This is a genomic window from Streptomyces mobaraensis NBRC 13819 = DSM 40847, from assembly GCF_017916255.1.
Taxonomy (GTDB): domain Bacteria; phylum Actinomycetota; class Actinomycetes; order Streptomycetales; family Streptomycetaceae; genus Streptomyces; species Streptomyces mobaraensis.
The window spans coordinates 4,684,587-4,699,106 of the sequence record NZ_CP072827.1; the positions used below are offsets into that span (position 1 = coordinate 4,684,587).

A 14,520-nucleotide genomic window follows, 5' to 3' on the forward strand; every position below is an offset into this window, starting at 1 on the left:
GGGGTGACGGGGAGGGTTTGGTTGGGTGTGGCTTTCCCAACTTCCTTTGCTTTCAGGGGTCCGGGCGCGCCGGGAGGCGGTCCGCCGGGTCGTGACGAGCCCGATCCGGTGCGGACTTCCTGCGCCGCCCTCAGGCGAATAATCGCGAATCTCAGCCGAGTGCGGGGGGCTTCGCCTGCATGCTGGAAACGTTGTGCCTCCGAACAGTGAGGGGAACGGTGTGGCAAGGCGGTTGCGCGTTCTGGGAAGCACGTCGGGTATCGGTGATTGTCCGACCTTGTACGAGGACGTGGACACCGGTGCGGTGGTGGTGCAGGGTGACGCGGTGACTGACCCGACGGACATCGCACAGCTCCAACACGTCAAGGACGGCGAAGCGTTTGTCGTCGTACCTCGGTCGTTGCTGGTCGACTTCTCTCCTCGGGAGGCGAACACCGTGCCGGAGTTCGTGCCACAGCGGCGCATCAGCGAATTCATCAACGACGGCTTCGAGCACACGGCTTGGCGTCTGGAGACGCGTACGGGTTACGCGTCGGATCAGGCCATGCCGTCCTATGGCGAGTTCCTCCGTAGCGGCGACACGGCGGGCGAGGTGGGACATCCGTGGTTCGACAACGTGCGGCGCATGGTCCGATCGGGTAAGCGGTTCGAGCGCGTTCGGCTGGTTGACAACCCGCCCAGCGAAAACCAGCGTTATCTGCTGGCCTGTGCCCGCACAAATGTGGCGGCGGGTGAGGACATCCGCTACCTGTGGCGCGATGACGCCGAGCGGTACGGGGTGAACCTGTCGGACTTCTGGCTGTTCGACTCGCGCACGGTGGCACGCTTCCACTTCGACGGCGAGCGCACAGTGGGCATGGAGCTGATCACGGAACCTGCTGAAGTGCTGCGGGCGTGCCAGGTCCGCGACGCGGCGTGGCATCACGCGGTCCCGTATGGAGAATTCAGGAGCCGGGTACCTTCCGCTGGGTGAGCACAGATTTCCAGTATGCGCGGGTGTCCCTCGGTGCGCTGCTCCGTGAGCTGCGCACCGAGTCCGGCCTGACAGGCCGCGAACTTGCCGCGCGGTTGGGGTGGACGCAGTCCAAGGTCAGCAAGCTGGAGAACGGCAGGCAGACGCCGACTGTGCACGATCTCACCGCCTGGGCCCGGGAGACCGGGTGTCCGGACCTGGCACCGGAACTGGTCGGACGGTTGCGCGGACTGGAGACGCGGTATCGGTCGTGGCGACGGCAGCTCGCCGGTGGGTACCGATCAGTACAGGACGTTCATGGAGCGCAGGCCAGAAGGACTCTCAGGCGCCGCAGCTTCGATCCGACCCTGATTCCGGGCCTCCTTCAGACGCCGGAGTACGCCCACAACGTTCTTGTGCGGTACTCGGCCCTCCATTCGGCTCCGCGTGACATTGACGCGGCCGTCCGTTCCAGGGTGGAGCGTCAGAGCGTTCTGAACGACGGCGAACGGCGCTTCCACTTCTTGATTTGGGAGGGTGCGCTCCACGCACGGCCTTGCCCTTCGCCTGTCATGTCCCGGCAACTCGAACGAGTGGCGGAGATGTTGGGCCGGAAGCGGGTACGCATCGGCATCCTGCCGATTTCCGCAGAGCTGCGGGTGCCGATAGGCGTGGGCTTCTCGATTCACGACGACCGGTTGGTGATCACTGAGACGTGGCATGCCGAGATGTGGCTGGACGACGCTGAGGACGTCGCCGTCCATGTTCGAGCCTGGGAAACCCTTGAGCGCGACGCGCTTTACGATGCCGCAGCGCATGCGCTGATTGTCCGAGCCAGACGCGCTCTGGGAACGTGAGAATTTTCGGGAATCTCCCAGCCCGACTGGTTGCGCGGGCCTCTAGCGTTCCGTCCATGGAATTCGGAGAACAGCTTCCGCAGCCGGGCCAGGCTCCCTACGCCGTAGAGGCAACGGCTGCTGCCCGCCCGGCACTTGACCCCATGCTGACCGGCGACATCGAACCCATCGACCTCGTCTCCGTCCGGGCCACCGTCCGCCGGGCCCTCCAGGTGCGGGCGCGGCCACCCCGGGTGGCGGAAGTGCGGGAGATCACCGGGGCGTTGCGGGGGCACCTGCGGCGGATGCTGCGGGTGGCGCGGAGTCGGGTGGAGGAGGTCGAGCGGGGGACGACGGCGTGGATCCAGTGGACCGCGTTGATCCACCGGGCGCAGGACGATCTGGACCGCGTCGCCGGGAGCGGGAGCTTCGCGGCGGCGGTGTACATGGACGACCTCGGGCGCACCTGCCGACGGCTCGCCGACTGTCTCGACGAGTGAGGCGCCGGCGCGGACCGGCTGCGAAGCCGGGGCGCGCGAGCCGGACGCCGGCGGCGGCTCGGCGCGCAGCCCTGCCCCACCCCGTACTACGCTGGCAGCAGGGCATGACGGTGCCCGTGGAGTCGCCATGACCGGCACAGTCACCAGATGGTTCTTCGAGCCGGGGCATACCGGCGTCCAGTTCCGGGCGCGGCACATGATGGTCACCTATGTGCGCGGACACATCAAGGACGTGCACGGTTCGCTCGTGTGTGATCCCGAGGACCCCGAACGCGCGCGGGTCGAGGCGACGATCGACGCCACGCAGGTCTGGACGGGGCAGCCGCAGCGCGACGCGCACTTGCGAAGCGCGGACTTCTTCGACGTCGAGCACCATCCGACGTGGACGTTCGTGAGTACGGACGTGCGGCGGCTGAGCTCCACCGAGTTCGCGCTCGACGGGGACCTCACCGTGCGGGGCGTGACGCGGCCGGTGTCGCTCGACGTGACCTACCTCGGCCAGTGGGACACGCCCTGGTGGGAGGACGGCCGGGACCTCGGGCCGCGGCGGCGGGCAGGGTTCACCGGGCGGACGCGGATCAACCGGCAGGACTTCGGCGTCAGTTGGAACGACACCGTCGACCGGGGCGGCGTCGTGGTCAGCGACCTGATCGACGTCCGGGTGGACGTCGAGGCCGTGCTCGACACGGCCGCGGCCGAGGGCGCCGTTCCGTAGCGCGCGGACGGGGTGGAGGGGGGGCGAGCGGGGGACGGTGGCGTGGATCCGGTGGACCGCGTTGATCCACCGGGCTCAGGACGGTCTGGACCGCGTCGCCGGGAGCGGGAGCTTCGCGGCGGCTGTACATGGACGACCTCGGGCGGACCTGCCGGGGGTTCGCCGACTGCCTTGACGAGTGAGGCGCCGGTCGGCCGCTGTACCTCACCGGCGCGGCAACCGACCGGTTCACACCGCGATGAGCCGGATCCGGTCTCCGCACAGTTTGGTCATGTCGTCGACGCCCGAGGTCAGCATTACGACCGGTCGCCGCTGCCGGAGGGCCGTCTCGGCCACGGCCGCGTCGATGGCGTACTTGTGGCCGTGCAGACCGGCGGACATCAGCAGTGCCGAGGCGGTCTTCGCCTCCTCGTCGCCCACGGCGACCGGACGTCCGCGCGGGGCAGGAGGTAGCGCCGCATGCCCTCCCGGCAGGACGCGAGCTTCGCGCGCTGCGCCGTGACCATGCGGTAGGTGAGCGTCTTGAGGTCCGGCTCGGCGCGGTAGTGCGTCGTGGGCGTGCCGTTCACCTTCTCGTCGCCCACTTTCCTGGCGGACGGCAGTATCGCCACCTGGCGGAGGCTCCGCCCCCGGTCTCCCCGGGGACGGGGCCTCACAAGGCGCTGAGCAGCGGCGTCAGATGCCCGCCGCCTCCGCCAGGTCCTTCTTGACCGCGGCGAGGGTGTCCGCCGCGCGGCGCCGCGCGCCGGGCAGGTCCGCCGCGGAGCCGACCGGGACCACGACCTCCAGGTAGCACTTGAGCTTGGGCTCGGTGCCGCTCGGACGGACGATCACCCGGGCGGCCGAGACGGTGCCCTCGGCGTCACCCGAAAGGTGGTACCGCAGACCGTCGGTCGGCGGCAGCGCCTCGGAGCCCTCCGCGAGGTCCTCCGCCGACGCGACCGCGAGACCGGCCAGGGCCGTCGGCGGCTGCTCGCGCAGGCGGCGCATGGCGGCGGCGATCAGGGACAGGTCCTGGACGCGGACCGAGAGCTGGTCCGTGGCGTGCAGGCCGTGCTCGACCGCCAGGTCGTCGAGGAGGTCGGTCAGGGACCGGCCCCGCTCCTTGAGCCCGGCGGCCAACTCGGCGACCAGCAGGGCGGCGGTGATGCCGTCCTTGTCCCGGACGCCCGCCGGGTCCACGCAGTAGCCCAGCGCCTCCTCGTAGGCGTAGCGCAGGCCGTCGACGCGGGCCAGCCACTTGAAGCCGGTGAGGGTCTCGGTGTAGTCGACGCCCTCGCTCGCCCCGGCGATGCGGGAGAGCAGCGACGAGGAGACGATCGTCGTCGCGAAGGTGCCGGTCGCGTCCTTCCGGCCCAGGTGCGCGGCCAGCAGCGCGCCCACCTCGTCGCCGCGCAGCATCCGCCAGCCCGCCTCGGCGGACGGGTCGGGGACGGCGACGGCGCAGCGGTCGGCGTCCGGGTCGTTGGCGATGACGATGTCCGGCGCCTCGCCCCGGGCCGCCGCGTCGCGGGCCGTGGCGAACGCCAGGTCCATCGCGCCCGGCTCCTCCGGGTTGGGGAACGCGACCGTCGGGAAGTCCGGGTCCGGCTCGGCCTGCTCGGCGACGACGACCGGGGCCGGGAAGCCGGCGCGGGCGAAGGCCGCGGTCAGGACGGTTCGGCCGACGCCGTGCATCGGCGTGTAGACCACGCGCACGTCGCGCGCCGAGCCCTCGGTGAGGACGGCGTCGGTGCGCTTCAGGTACGCCTCGACGACCGCGTCGTCCAGCGTCTCCCAGCCCGACTCGGGGCGCGGGACGTCGTCCAGGCTCGCCACGGCGGCGATCTCGGCGGCGATGCCCGCGTCGGCCGGCGGCACGATCTGCGAACCGTCGCCCAGGTAGACCTTGTAGCCGTTGTCGCGCGGCGGGTTGTGGCTCGCGGTCACCTCGACACCGGCCACGGCGCCCAGATGGCGGATGGCGAAGGCCAGGACCGGGGTGGGCAGCGGACGCGGCAGCAGCGCCGCCTTCAGGCCCGCGCCGACCATGACGGCCGCGGTGTCGCGCGCGAAGTCCGCGCTCTTGTGACGGGCGTCGTAGCCGATGACGACGGTGCCGTTGGGGTGGCCCTGCTTCTTGAGGTACGCGGCGAGGCCCGCCGCCGCCCGGATGACGACCGCGCGGTTCATCCGCATCGGGCCCGCGCCCAGCTCGCCGCGGAGGCCGGCGGTGCCGAACTGCAGGGTGCCGGCGAAGCGGGACGCCAGCTCGGGCAGGTTCTCGGCGTCGACGAGCGCGGCGAGCTCCGCGCGGGTCTCGGGGTCGGGGTCCTCGGCGAGCCAGGTCCGGGCTCGGGTGAGGAGGTCGTCTCGCTCCTGCTCCACGATGTTCCTCCGGGGGGTTGTCTGGGTGCGGGCCGCTGCGCGGTGCGGGGCCGGGCGGCGCGGGATGTGCGGATGTGGGTGGGCGGCACGCCGCGGTGCGGCTGTTACCGGTGTTCCCCGAAACGGCGGAAAGGCCGCCCGGGTGCCGTATGCCGCGCGACGCGCCGGAGGCGCGGGCCCGCCCACGGCGGCCCGCCGTGGATGGATCCGCGCCTCCGGACGGCGGCGACCGTCACGCCCGTCACGGGCGTGACGTCACAGGCGGGGCAGCACCTGGGCCAGCAGCGAGCCCATACGGGCGGCCGAGTCACGGCCGGCCTGGAGCACCTCTTCGTGGTTGAGGGGCTCGCCGGTCATGCCCGCGGCCAGGTTGGTGACGAGGGAGATGCCGAGCACCTCGGCACCCGCCTCGCGGGCCGCGATGGCCTCGAGGGTGGTGGACATGCCCACCAGGTCGGCGCCCAGCAGGCGCGCCATGCGGACCTCGGCCGGGGTCTCGTAGTGCGGGCCGGGGAACTGGGCGTAGACGCCCTCCTCCAGGGTCTCGTCGACCTCCTTGCACAGGGCGCGCAGGCGGGACGAGTACAGGTCCGTGAGGTCGACGAAGTTCGCGCCGACGATCGGCGAGGTCGCCGTGAGGTTCAGGTGGTCGCTGATCAGCACCGGCTGGCCGGGGCGCATGCCGTCGCGGAGACCGCCGCAGCCGTTCGTCAGGACGACGGTCTTGCAGCCGGCGGCGACGGAGGTGCGGACGCCGTGCACGACGGCGGCGACGCCGCGGCCCTCGTAGTAGTGCGTGCGGCCGAGGAAGACCAGCGCGCGCTTGTCGTTGATCTTGTACGAGCGCACGGTGCCCGCGTGGCCGGCGACGGCGGCGGCGGAGAAGCCGGGGAGCTCGGTGACCGGGAACTCGGTCTCGGGGGTGCCGAGCGCCTCGGTCGCGGGAACCCAGCCGGAGCCCATGACCAGGGCGACGTCGTGGGTCTCGGCGCCCGTGAGCTCGCGCAGTCGGGCGGCGGCGGCGTCGGCCGCGGCGTACGGGTCGGCCTGGATGTCCGGAGTAACTGATGCGTTCACGCGGACGAGGGTAACCGGTCGGCGCCTACGCGCGTAGATGTCGCAGGTTACGGTCTTGCGACTGTTGCTTTGTCGCTTCTCACGAAGCGGGCCGGGGTGGCCTGCGGGGGCGCCCCGGACCCGCCGAAACCGCGCTCCGCGCGGTTGTCCTCAAACGCCGGACGGGCTGGAAGGTGCGCCGGACGGGCCGGCACAGCTCAGCACGGCCGCTTCCTGATCTCCATCACATAGTCGTGCGGCGCCCCCGCCGACTCCGCCGCGTCCGCGATCTCGCCCAGGTAGCGGGCGGAGGGGAGGCCGCCCTCGTAGCCGTTGAGGACGTAGATCCAGGCGGTCTCGTCACCCTCCAGGGTGTGCACCCGGACCCGCATCCGCCGGTAGATGCCGAGGCCGACGCCCTCCCAGCGGTCCATCGACTCCTCGTCCATCGGGGCGATGTCGTAGAGGGCGACGAAGACCTGCGACCGCGGCTCCTCCACCACGGTGGCCAAGGCGCCCTCCCAGCCCATCTGCTCCCCGCCGAAGGTCAGGCGCCAGTCGGCGAGCCAGCCCGTGCCGCGCAGCGGCGAGTGGGGGGCGCGGCGCGTCATCAGCCGCGCGTCGAGGTTGCCGGCGTACGCGGCGTAGAGCGACATGGTTCTGAGGGTACGGGAGTGAGGCGGGACCGCATTTGGGATGGCAGTCTCGTAGGGACCGCCTGCTTCCGGTTCCGGCGCCGCGTCCGGAGGCGTCGGAACCAGCGGAGGCCCCGGAAGGAGTCGCTTTGATGGGTGCGGGACAATGGAGTACGTGACTCGGATCGTGATCATCGGTGGCGGACCCGGCGGCTATGAGGCGGCGCTCGTCGCCGCGCAGCTCGGTGCGGAGGTGACCGTCGTCGACTGCGACGGTCTGGGCGGGGCGTCGGTGCTCACCGACTGCGTGCCCTCGAAGACGCTCATAGCGACGGCGGAGGTGATGACCTCCTTCGACTCCTCGTACGAGGAGCTGGGCATCACCGTCGACGACGGGGCCGTCATCGGGGTGGACCTGGGGAAGGTCAACCGCCGGGTGAAGCGGCTGGCGCTGGCCCAGTCGCACGACATCACCGCCTCCGTGACCCGCGCCGGCGGCCGGGTGCTGCGCGGCCGGGGCCGGCTGGACCCGGTGCGGGAGGCCGACGGCAGCCGCCGGGTGATCGTGCGGACGGCCGACGGCGAGGAGACGCTGACCGCGGACGCCGTCCTGATCGCCACCGGCGCCCACCCCCGGGAGATCCCGGACGCGCTGCCCGACGGCGAGCGGATCCTCAACTGGACCCAGGTCTACGACCTGGAGGAGCTGCCCGAGGAACTGATCGTGGTGGGCTCGGGCGTCACCGGCGCCGAGTTCGCCGGCGCCTACCAGGCGCTGGGCTCGGAGGTCACCCTGGTCTCCTCGCGCGACCGGGTGCTGCCGGGCGAGGACCCCGACGCCGCCGCCGTGCTGGAGGACGTCTTCCGCCGCCGTGGCATGAACGTCATGGCCCGCTCGCGGGCGCAGGCCGCCAAGCGGGTGGGCGACCGGGTGGAGGTCACCCTCGCCGACGGACGCGTCATCAGCGGTACGCACTGCCTGATGGCCGTCGGTTCGATCCCCAACACGGCCGACATGGGCCTGGAGGAATCCGGCGTCCGGCTGACGGAGTCGGGCCACATCCGGACGGACAAGGTCTCGCGCACCAGCGCCCCGGGCGTCTACGCGGCCGGCGACTGCACCGGTGTGCTGGCGCTCGCCTCGGTCGCCGCCATGCAGGGCCGGATCGCGATGTACCACTTCCTGGGTGACGCGGTGGCGCCGCTCAATCTCAAGGCTGTATCCGCGAACGTATTTACGGATCCGGAGATTGCTACGGTCGGGTATTCGCAGGCGGACGTCGACAAGGGTCTGATTGACGCCCGGGTCGTCAAGTTGCCGCTGCTGCGCAATCCCCGCGCGAAGATGCAGGGAATCCGGGACGGGTTCGTCAAGCTGTTCTGCCGTCCGGGGACGGGGATCGTGGTCGGCGGCGTGGTCGTCGCGCCGCGGGCCAGCGAGCTGATTCATCCGATCTCGATCGCGGTCGACAACAATCTGACCGTCGAACAGATCGCGAACGCGTTCACGGTGTACCCGTCCCTGTCCGGGTCTGTCGCGGAAGTGGCGCGTCAGCTGCACACGCGGAAGGCCCAGCGGGAAGGCTGAGGCTCGCCGGGGCCCCGGGGGACCGGAGGGGGTGGCTCTCCTTCCGGTTCCCTATACCACTTCTTGGGGTGCTCGGCGAACAACTTCCGTTAGTTGGTGCAACCTGCTGAAAGCAGATGGTCGTTGGCGTTACTGTCGGTTTCGTGTTCGCTGCAGAACGTCGTCAATTGATCCTCGAAATGGTGCGCGCCAACGGAGCGGTATCGCTGCGTGAGCTCGCCCGTGTCGTCCAGACCTCCGAAGTGACCGTACGGCGTGACGTACGGGCGCTCGAAGCCGAAGGGCTGCTCGACCGCCGGCACGGCGGTGCGGTGCTGCCCGGAGGTTTCACCAGGGAGTCCGGCTTCCCGCAGAAATCCCATCTAGCGACCGCGGAGAAGACGGCCATCGCCGATCTCGCGGCGAGCTTCGTCGAGGAGGGCGAGGCCGTCGTCGTCGGCGCCGGTACCACCACACAGGAGCTGGCCCGCCGGCTCGCGCGGGTGCCGGGGCTCACCGTGGTGACCAACTCCCTGCTCGTCGCCCAGGCGCTCGCCCACGCCAACCGGGTCGAGGTCGTGATGACCGGTGGCACCCTGCGCGGCTCCAACTACGCGCTGGTCGGCAGCGGCGCCGAGCAGTCCCTCCAGGGGCTGCGGGTCTCCCGGGCGTTCCTCTCCGGGAGCGGTCTGACCGCCGAACGCGGCCTGTCCACCTCCAACATGCTCTCGGCCAGCGTCGACCGGGCCCTGGTACAGGCGGCGGCCGAGGTCGTGGTCCTCGCGGACCACGGCAAGCTGGGCACCGACACCATGTTCCAGACGGTCCCGACGGACGTGATCACCAGACTCGTGACCGACGAGCCGCCGCCGCACGACGAGCGGGCGGCGACGGAGCTCCAGGCGCTCGCCGACCAGGGGGTGCACATCTCCGTCGCGGGCCCCGGCGTGCAGCCGGGCCCCCACGGCGAGCCGGGCCCGCCCGCCCGCCGCCGGGAAGGGCCGCCGCTGCCCGGGCAGCGGCGCGCCCACCCGCTGGGCGGCGAGGGTGCCCGGCACGGCGCCCACGGCAACCCGCACGGCCAGCCCTATCCGGGGCCCGCGCAGGGCGGCCCGCCGGGGATGCAGGCGCAGCTCCGGAGCGCCGGGCCGCTGGGCGAGCAGCCGCCGGCCCGTGTCGCGGACCTGGCACCGCGGCGGCGCTGAGCGGTCGCAGAACCGCCCGTTCGGGTGAAAGCCGAATGGTGGTCGCGGGAGAGGGGAAGGGCCGGGCCCCGCGTCCGCTCAGCCCGCGGAGTCCGCTCGGTCCGGACAGCGCTCGGGCCGGATGCCCCGCAGCGTCAGCGTGAGCAGGCGGTCGGCCAACTCCGGGTCCTCCGGGGTCTGTTCGACCGCCAGCGCGATGGCGTTGGTCAACTGCAGCAGATCGGTCACGCTCACGTCCGCGCGGACCGCCCCGGCCCGCTGCGCCCGGGCGAGCAGCGTGCCGCCCGCCTCCCGCATCGGCAGACTGCACCGGGCGAGCGCGGACGCCTCGTCGGACTGGGCGGCCATCAGGGCCCGGGCCAGCCCCCGGTAGGTGCTGGCGTGCGCGATGACGGCGCGCAGCCAGTCGACGAGCGCCCGGCACGGCTCGGGCGCGGCCAGCAGCTCCCGCGAGCGCGCCAGCAGCCCGTCGACCTCCCCCTGGAAGACCGCGCACATCAGCGCCGTGCGGTTGGGGAAGTGCCGGTAGAGCGTCCCGATCCCCACCCCGGCCCGCCGGGCGACGTCCTCCAGCGAGGCGTCCGTACCGTGCGCGGTGAAGGCGGTCCGCGCCTCCGCGAGCAGCCGCTCGTAGTTGCGCCGGGCGTCCGCCCGCATGGGTCGTGCTGACGTCCGTGCCGTCTCGGTCGTCATGTCCGTCCGTCCCTCCGGTCGCTCCCCGCGGTGTCAAGGATGTCATGGGGGTGGCGACGGCCGGGTGTCACGCCTGGGGTGCGGACGCGCGCGGGCCCCGGCCGTGGGGGACGGCCGGGGCCCGCGCGCGTCGTGTCCGGCGTCAGTCCTTGATCTCGCAGATCACCGCGCCCGACGACACCGAGCCGCCGATCTCCGCGGTGATGCCCTTGACCGTGCCCGCGCGGTGCGCGTTGATGGGCTGTTCCATCTTCATGGCCTCCAGGACCACGATCAGGTCACCCGCGTCGACCTGCTGGCCCTCCTCGACCGCCACCTTGACGATCGTGCCCTGCATGGGCGAGGTCAGCGCGTCGCCGGAGGCGGCCGAGCCGGCCTTCTTGGCGGCGCGGCGCTTGGGGCGGGCGCCGCCGGCCGCGGCGGTGCGGGCGATGGTCATGCCCAGCGAGGACGGGAGGGAGACCTCCAGGCGCTTGCCGCCGACCTCGACCACGACGGTCTCGCGGCCGGGCGCCTCGTCCTCGTCCTCGGCGGCGGTGCCGGCGAACGGCGGGATCGTGTTCTGGAACTCGGTCTCGATCCAGCGCGTGTGCACCTTGAACGGCGTGCCGTCGGTGGGGGCGAACGCCGGGTCGGCGACGACCGCGCGGTGGAACGGGATGGCCGTGGCCATGCCCTCGACCTGGAACTCGCCGAGCGCGCGGGCCGCCCGCTGAAGGGCCTGCTCGCGGGTGGCGCCGGTGACGATCAGCTTCGCCAGCAGGGAGTCCCACGCCGGGCCGATGACGCTGCCGGCCTCGACGCCCGCGTCCAGCCGGACGCCCGGGCCGGACGGCGCGTCGAAGCGGGTGACGGTGCCCGGGGCGGGCAGGAAGTTGCGGCCCGGGTCCTCGCCGTTGATACGGAACTCGAACGAGTGACCCCGCAGCGGCGGGTCGTCGTAGCCGAGCTCCTCGCCGTCGGCGATGCGGAACATCTCGCGGACCAGGTCGATGCCGGAGACCTCCTCGGTGACCGGGTGCTCGACCTGGAGCCGGGTGTTGACCTCCAGGAAGGAGATCGTGCCGTCCTGGCCCACCAGGAACTCACAGGTGCCGGCGCCCTCGTAGCCCGCCTCGCGGAGGATGGCCTTGGACGCGCGGTAGAGCTCGGCGTTCTGCTCGTCGCTCAGGAACGGCGCGGGCGCCTCCTCGACGAGCTTCTGGTGCCGGCGCTGGAGGGAGCAGTCGCGGGTGGAGACCACGACGACGTTGCCGTGCTTGTCGGCCAGGCACTGGGTCTCGACGTGCCGGGGGCGGTCCAGGTAGCGCTCGACGAAGCACTCGCCGCGGCCGAAGGCGGCGACCGCCTCGCGGACGGCGGAGTCGTAGAGCTCCGGCACCTCCTCCAGCGTGCGGGCGACCTTCAGACCGCGCCCGCCACCGCCGAAGGCGGCCTTGATGGCGATCGGCAGGCCGTGCTCCTCGGCGAAGGCGACGACCTCGTCGGCGCCCGCGACCGGGTCGGCCGTACCGGCCACCAGCGGCGCGCCGGCGCGCTGGGCGATGTGACGGGCCGCCACCTTGTCACCCAGGTCGCGGATGGCCTGCGGCGGCGGGCCGATCCAGGTCAGGCCCGCGTCGATGACGGCCTGCGCGAACTCGGCGTTCTCGGAGAGGAAGCCGTAACCGGGGTGGATCGCGTCCGCCCCGGACTCCGCCGCGGCGGCGAGCACCTTGGCCATGTCGAGGTAGCTGGCCGCGGGAGTGTCACCACCCAGCGCGTACGCCTCATCGGCCACCCGGACGTGCAGGGCGTCCCGGTCCGGATCCGCGTAGACCGCCACACTTGCGATCCCGGCGTCCCGGCACGCACGAGCAACGCGGACAGCGATTTCGCCACGATTGGCGATGAGCACCTTGCGCACGATGGCTCCCTCCTTGAAACAAGGTGAGTTTAGGTACTGGCGACACTCTGTGCCGACCCGACGTCGAGGGTGACCTTGCCCACACGGAGCGTGAAGCGCGCGTTCCGCACACCACGGAAACCCTTGATGTCCCACGGTACGCCGCCTGTAGCGCGGTGACGGGTGAAACGGGATGTGGTCAAGGTCTCGACGATCATCCGGGTGCGCCGGGGCGCGATCTTTGTGGGGTCCCTACGAACGGACGGCGGAAAGTTTGCGATACGGCCCGCTCGGGGCGCGCGGCTTCCGGGGCGGGTGAGGGAGGACGTGAAGGGATACGAGGGGAGGGGTCGCGTGGTGCCGGAGTGACGTCCGAGGGGGTCGGCGCGGGGCGTTCAGAAGTGGTGCGGCTGATGTTCAACTGCCGTTTCCGCGACGCGAGTCCGGGACGGTCTCGTGGTGTGCGCGGGTCGTACACAGGCGGGGGAGGTCTGAAGTGCGTGCGATTTCCGGGGTGTTCCCCGGGGGCGACGGGGCGTGGGGGCGCTCGGGGCAGTGACCGATATGGCATGACATCGTTGAAGAAGTCATGATCAAGCGCATCGCAGCAGCCGCCGCCCTGGCCGGGGCCGCCCTCTCCGTGACCACCGCCGCGTCCGCCGCACCGCTGCCGCTGCCGCAGCCGAAGGAGCCGACGGCGAGCGCGGGCGACGTCACGGCGCCGGCGTCCGCCGCCCCGCACCGGACGGCCACCGCGCAGCACACGCAGAAGGCGCAGCAGCCGCGGAAGGCGCGGGACGCGGCTTCCGGACAGCGGGCGACCGCCACGGAGAAGGCGGCCTCGGCGCAGAAGGCGGCGGGAGCGGCGAAGGCGGCCGGGGCCGCCAAGACGACCCGGGCGGCGAAGAAGACCGGTGCCGTGAAGGCGACCGGAGCCGCGAAGGCGACCCCCGCGCGGCCGGCCGCCGGCCCGCGGCACGCCGCCGGCGCGCGTCATGCGGCGGGTCCGCGGCACGCGGCCGGTCCCCGTCACGCCGCGGGCCCGCGGCACGCGGCCGGGCGGCAGCGGCCGGGGGCGCCGCAGCAGACGCCGACGTCGCCGCAGACCGCGATGGGGCCTCAGACGTCGATGTCGCCTCAGGCGCCCACGGCGCAGGCTCAGCCCCAGCAGTCGATGCAGCCTCAGGCGCCCACCCCGCCGAAGCAGCCCCCGGCGCCCACGCCGCCCCAGTCCACCGAGATGCCGCAGAACCCGCCGACCAGCATCTACCCGGACGCGGTCAACGAACTGGGCAAGCTCAGCCAGATCAGCCAGCTGAAGAAGGTCGGTCAGGCCACCAAGCAGCTTCCGCTCTGACCGCTCCACTCGCTCCGGTCACACCCGTCCCACCACACCCGTCCCACCACACCCGGGCCACCCGGCCCCCCAGGACGCCGCGCCGACACGCGGTACGGGCATCACGCCCACAGATCGGTGATCGCCGTCCCCACTTCCGCCAGCAGCTTGCGGAGGAGCGGCAGCGACAGGCCGATCACATTGCCCGGGTCGCCGTCGATCCCCTCGACGAAGGGGGCCGACCGGCCGTCCAGGGTGAAGGCTCCGGCCACGTACAACGGTTCGCCGGACGCCACGTAGGCGGCGATCTCGGCGTCGGTCGGCTCACCGAAGCGGACGGTCGTCGAGGCGGTCGCCGAGGTGCGCCGGCCGGTCGCCGTGTCGATCACACAGTGACCGGTCCGCAGCACGCCGGACCGCCCCCGCATCGACTTCCAGCGGGCCGTGGCGTCCTCCGCGTCCGCCGGCTTGCCGAGCGCCCGGCCGTCCAGCTCCAGCACCGAGTCACAGCCGATCACCAGCGCCCCCGCCGCCTCCGGGCGGGCGGCCACCGCCGCGGCCTTGGCCTCGGCCAGCACCAGCGCCAGCGCGCCCGGGTCGGGCGCGGTCAGCGCGTCCTCGTCCACTCCGCTGACGATCACCTCGGGGGCGAGTCCGGCCTGGCGCAGCAGGCCGAGGCGGGCGGGGGACTGGGAGGCCAGGACGAGGCGGCGCGCCGGTGCGGGGGTAGCGGCTTCGGAGGGTGTGGCAGTCATACGGGCCAGGCTAAGGGA

General features: G+C 72.3%; 14 protein-coding genes and 1 pseudogene. 7 read left to right on the plus strand and 8 right to left on the minus strand.

Annotation, left to right across the window (positions count from 1 at the left end; translation table 11 throughout):
• Nucleotides 1–220: 220 nt before the first annotated feature.
• The 4 genes from J7W19_RS20260 to J7W19_RS20275 all read left to right on the plus strand — a co-directional run bounded on the left by J7W19_RS20260 (nt 221) and on the right by J7W19_RS20275 (nt 3,003).
• The gene (locus tag J7W19_RS20260; protein ID WP_004943841.1) at nt 221–973 is read left to right on the plus strand and encodes a DUF6879 family protein; all 753 of its coding nucleotides are present in this window, start codon (nt 221–223) and stop codon (nt 971–973) included.
• Nucleotides 970–1,809 (plus strand): helix-turn-helix domain-containing protein, encoded by an 840-nt coding sequence (locus J7W19_RS20265; RefSeq protein WP_004943843.1) that lies wholly within the window; start codon nt 970–972, stop codon nt 1,807–1,809. Before J7W19_RS20260 ends, J7W19_RS20265 begins: the two co-directional genes overlap by 4 nt.
• 143 nt (nt 1,810–1,952) lie before the next feature.
• Nucleotides 1,953–2,288 (plus strand): DUF6415 family natural product biosynthesis protein, encoded by a 336-nt coding sequence (locus J7W19_RS20270; protein WP_004943846.1) that lies wholly within the window; start codon nt 1,953–1,955, stop codon nt 2,286–2,288.
• 127 nt (nt 2,289–2,415) lie between these two features.
• On the plus strand, nt 2,416–3,003 hold the full coding sequence (locus J7W19_RS20275) for a YceI family protein (protein WP_004943848.1): 588 nt from the start codon (nt 2,416–2,418) through the stop codon (nt 3,001–3,003).
• A gap of 228 nt (nt 3,004–3,231) precedes the next feature.
• Here J7W19_RS20275 and J7W19_RS20280 read toward each other — a convergent pair.
• The 5 genes and pseudogenes from J7W19_RS20280 to J7W19_RS20300 form a co-directional block, all read right to left on the minus strand.
• Nucleotides 3,232–3,435: pseudogene (locus tag J7W19_RS20280) on the minus strand (DNA-binding protein); the annotation flags it as partial.
• Nucleotides 3,384–3,614 carry a hypothetical protein gene (locus tag J7W19_RS20285; protein WP_004943855.1) on the minus strand — a complete coding sequence of 77 codons (231 nt, stop codon included), beginning with the start codon at nt 3,612–3,614 and terminating at the stop codon, nt 3,384–3,386. The pseudogene J7W19_RS20280 and the gene J7W19_RS20285, both read right to left, overlap by 52 nt.
• Nucleotides 3,615–3,678: 64 nt before the next feature.
• Nucleotides 3,679–5,370 (minus strand): phospho-sugar mutase, encoded by a 1,692-nt coding sequence (locus J7W19_RS20290; protein WP_004943858.1) that lies wholly within the window; start codon nt 5,368–5,370, stop codon nt 3,679–3,681.
• A gap of 255 nt (nt 5,371–5,625) precedes the next feature.
• Nucleotides 5,626–6,447 carry a purine-nucleoside phosphorylase gene (locus J7W19_RS20295; protein ID WP_004943861.1) on the minus strand — a complete coding sequence of 274 codons (822 nt, stop codon included), beginning with the start codon at nt 6,445–6,447 and terminating at the stop codon, nt 5,626–5,628.
• 197 nt (nt 6,448–6,644) lie between these two features.
• Nucleotides 6,645–7,082, minus strand: coding sequence for a gamma-glutamylcyclotransferase (locus J7W19_RS20300; RefSeq protein WP_004943863.1), 438 nt, complete (start codon nt 7,080–7,082; stop codon nt 6,645–6,647).
• A gap of 145 nt (nt 7,083–7,227) precedes the next feature.
• Between J7W19_RS20300 and J7W19_RS20305 the strand changes: the two genes are divergently transcribed.
• On the plus strand, nt 7,228–8,649 hold the full coding sequence (locus J7W19_RS20305; RefSeq protein ID WP_004943867.1) for an NAD(P)H-quinone dehydrogenase: 1,422 nt from the start codon (nt 7,228–7,230) through the stop codon (nt 8,647–8,649).
• Nucleotides 8,650–8,765: 116 nt separating this feature from the next.
• Nucleotides 8,766–9,833, plus strand: a complete 1,068-nt coding sequence (locus J7W19_RS20310) for a DeoR/GlpR family DNA-binding transcription regulator (RefSeq protein ID WP_078587974.1) — start codon at nt 8,766–8,768, stop codon at nt 9,831–9,833.
• Between the two features lie 78 nt (nt 9,834–9,911).
• Here J7W19_RS20310 and J7W19_RS20315 read toward each other — a convergent pair whose 3' ends face one another.
• Together J7W19_RS20315 and J7W19_RS20320 are read right to left on the minus strand one after the other, a co-directional pair.
• A complete protein-coding gene (locus tag J7W19_RS20315) occupies nt 9,912–10,526 on the minus strand; it encodes a TetR/AcrR family transcriptional regulator (protein ID WP_051072571.1) in 615 nt (204 codons plus the stop codon).
• Nucleotides 10,527–10,668: 142 nt separating this feature from the next.
• Complete coding sequence (locus tag J7W19_RS20320) at nt 10,669–12,432, minus strand: acetyl/propionyl/methylcrotonyl-CoA carboxylase subunit alpha (protein ID WP_004949078.1); 1,764 nt, start codon at nt 12,430–12,432, stop codon at nt 10,669–10,671.
• A 568-nt stretch (nt 12,433–13,000) separates the two neighbouring features.
• Between J7W19_RS20320 and J7W19_RS20325 the strand changes: the two genes are divergently transcribed.
• A complete protein-coding gene (locus tag J7W19_RS20325; RefSeq protein WP_004949080.1) occupies nt 13,001–13,768 on the plus strand; it encodes a hypothetical protein in 768 nt (255 codons plus the stop codon).
• A gap of 101 nt (nt 13,769–13,869) precedes the next feature.
• Here the strand turns inward: J7W19_RS20325 and J7W19_RS20330 are convergent, their stop codons facing one another.
• On the minus strand, nt 13,870–14,502 hold the full coding sequence (locus tag J7W19_RS20330) for a Maf family protein (RefSeq protein WP_004949081.1): 633 nt from the start codon (nt 14,500–14,502) through the stop codon (nt 13,870–13,872).
• Nucleotides 14,503–14,520 lie beyond the last annotated feature (18 nt).

Excerpts from the sequence above, each read along its gene's own strand:
- J7W19_RS20270 (WP_004943846.1), top strand. The coding sequence starts at position 1,953 with ATGCTGACCGGCGACATCGAACCCATCGACCTCGTCTCCGTCCGGGCC.
- J7W19_RS20275 (WP_004943848.1), top strand. The coding sequence starts at position 2,416 with ATGACCGGCACAGTCACCAGATGGTTCTTCGAGCCGGGGCATACCGGC.
- J7W19_RS20300 (WP_004943863.1), bottom strand. The coding sequence starts at position 7,082 with ATGTCGCTCTACGCCGCGTACGCCGGCAACCTCGACGCGCGGCTGATG.
- J7W19_RS20305 (WP_004943867.1), top strand. The coding sequence starts at position 7,228 with ATGGAGTACGTGACTCGGATCGTGATCATCGGTGGCGGACCCGGCGGC.
- J7W19_RS20310 (WP_078587974.1), top strand. The coding sequence starts at position 8,766 with ATGGTCGTTGGCGTTACTGTCGGTTTCGTGTTCGCTGCAGAACGTCGT.
- J7W19_RS20315 (WP_051072571.1), bottom strand. The coding sequence starts at position 10,526 with ATGACGACCGAGACGGCACGGACGTCAGCACGACCCATGCGGGCGGAC.
- J7W19_RS20325 (WP_004949080.1), top strand. The coding sequence starts at position 13,001 with ATGATCAAGCGCATCGCAGCAGCCGCCGCCCTGGCCGGGGCCGCCCTC.
- J7W19_RS20330 (WP_004949081.1), bottom strand. The coding sequence starts at position 14,502 with ATGACTGCCACACCCTCCGAAGCCGCTACCCCCGCACCGGCGCGCCGC.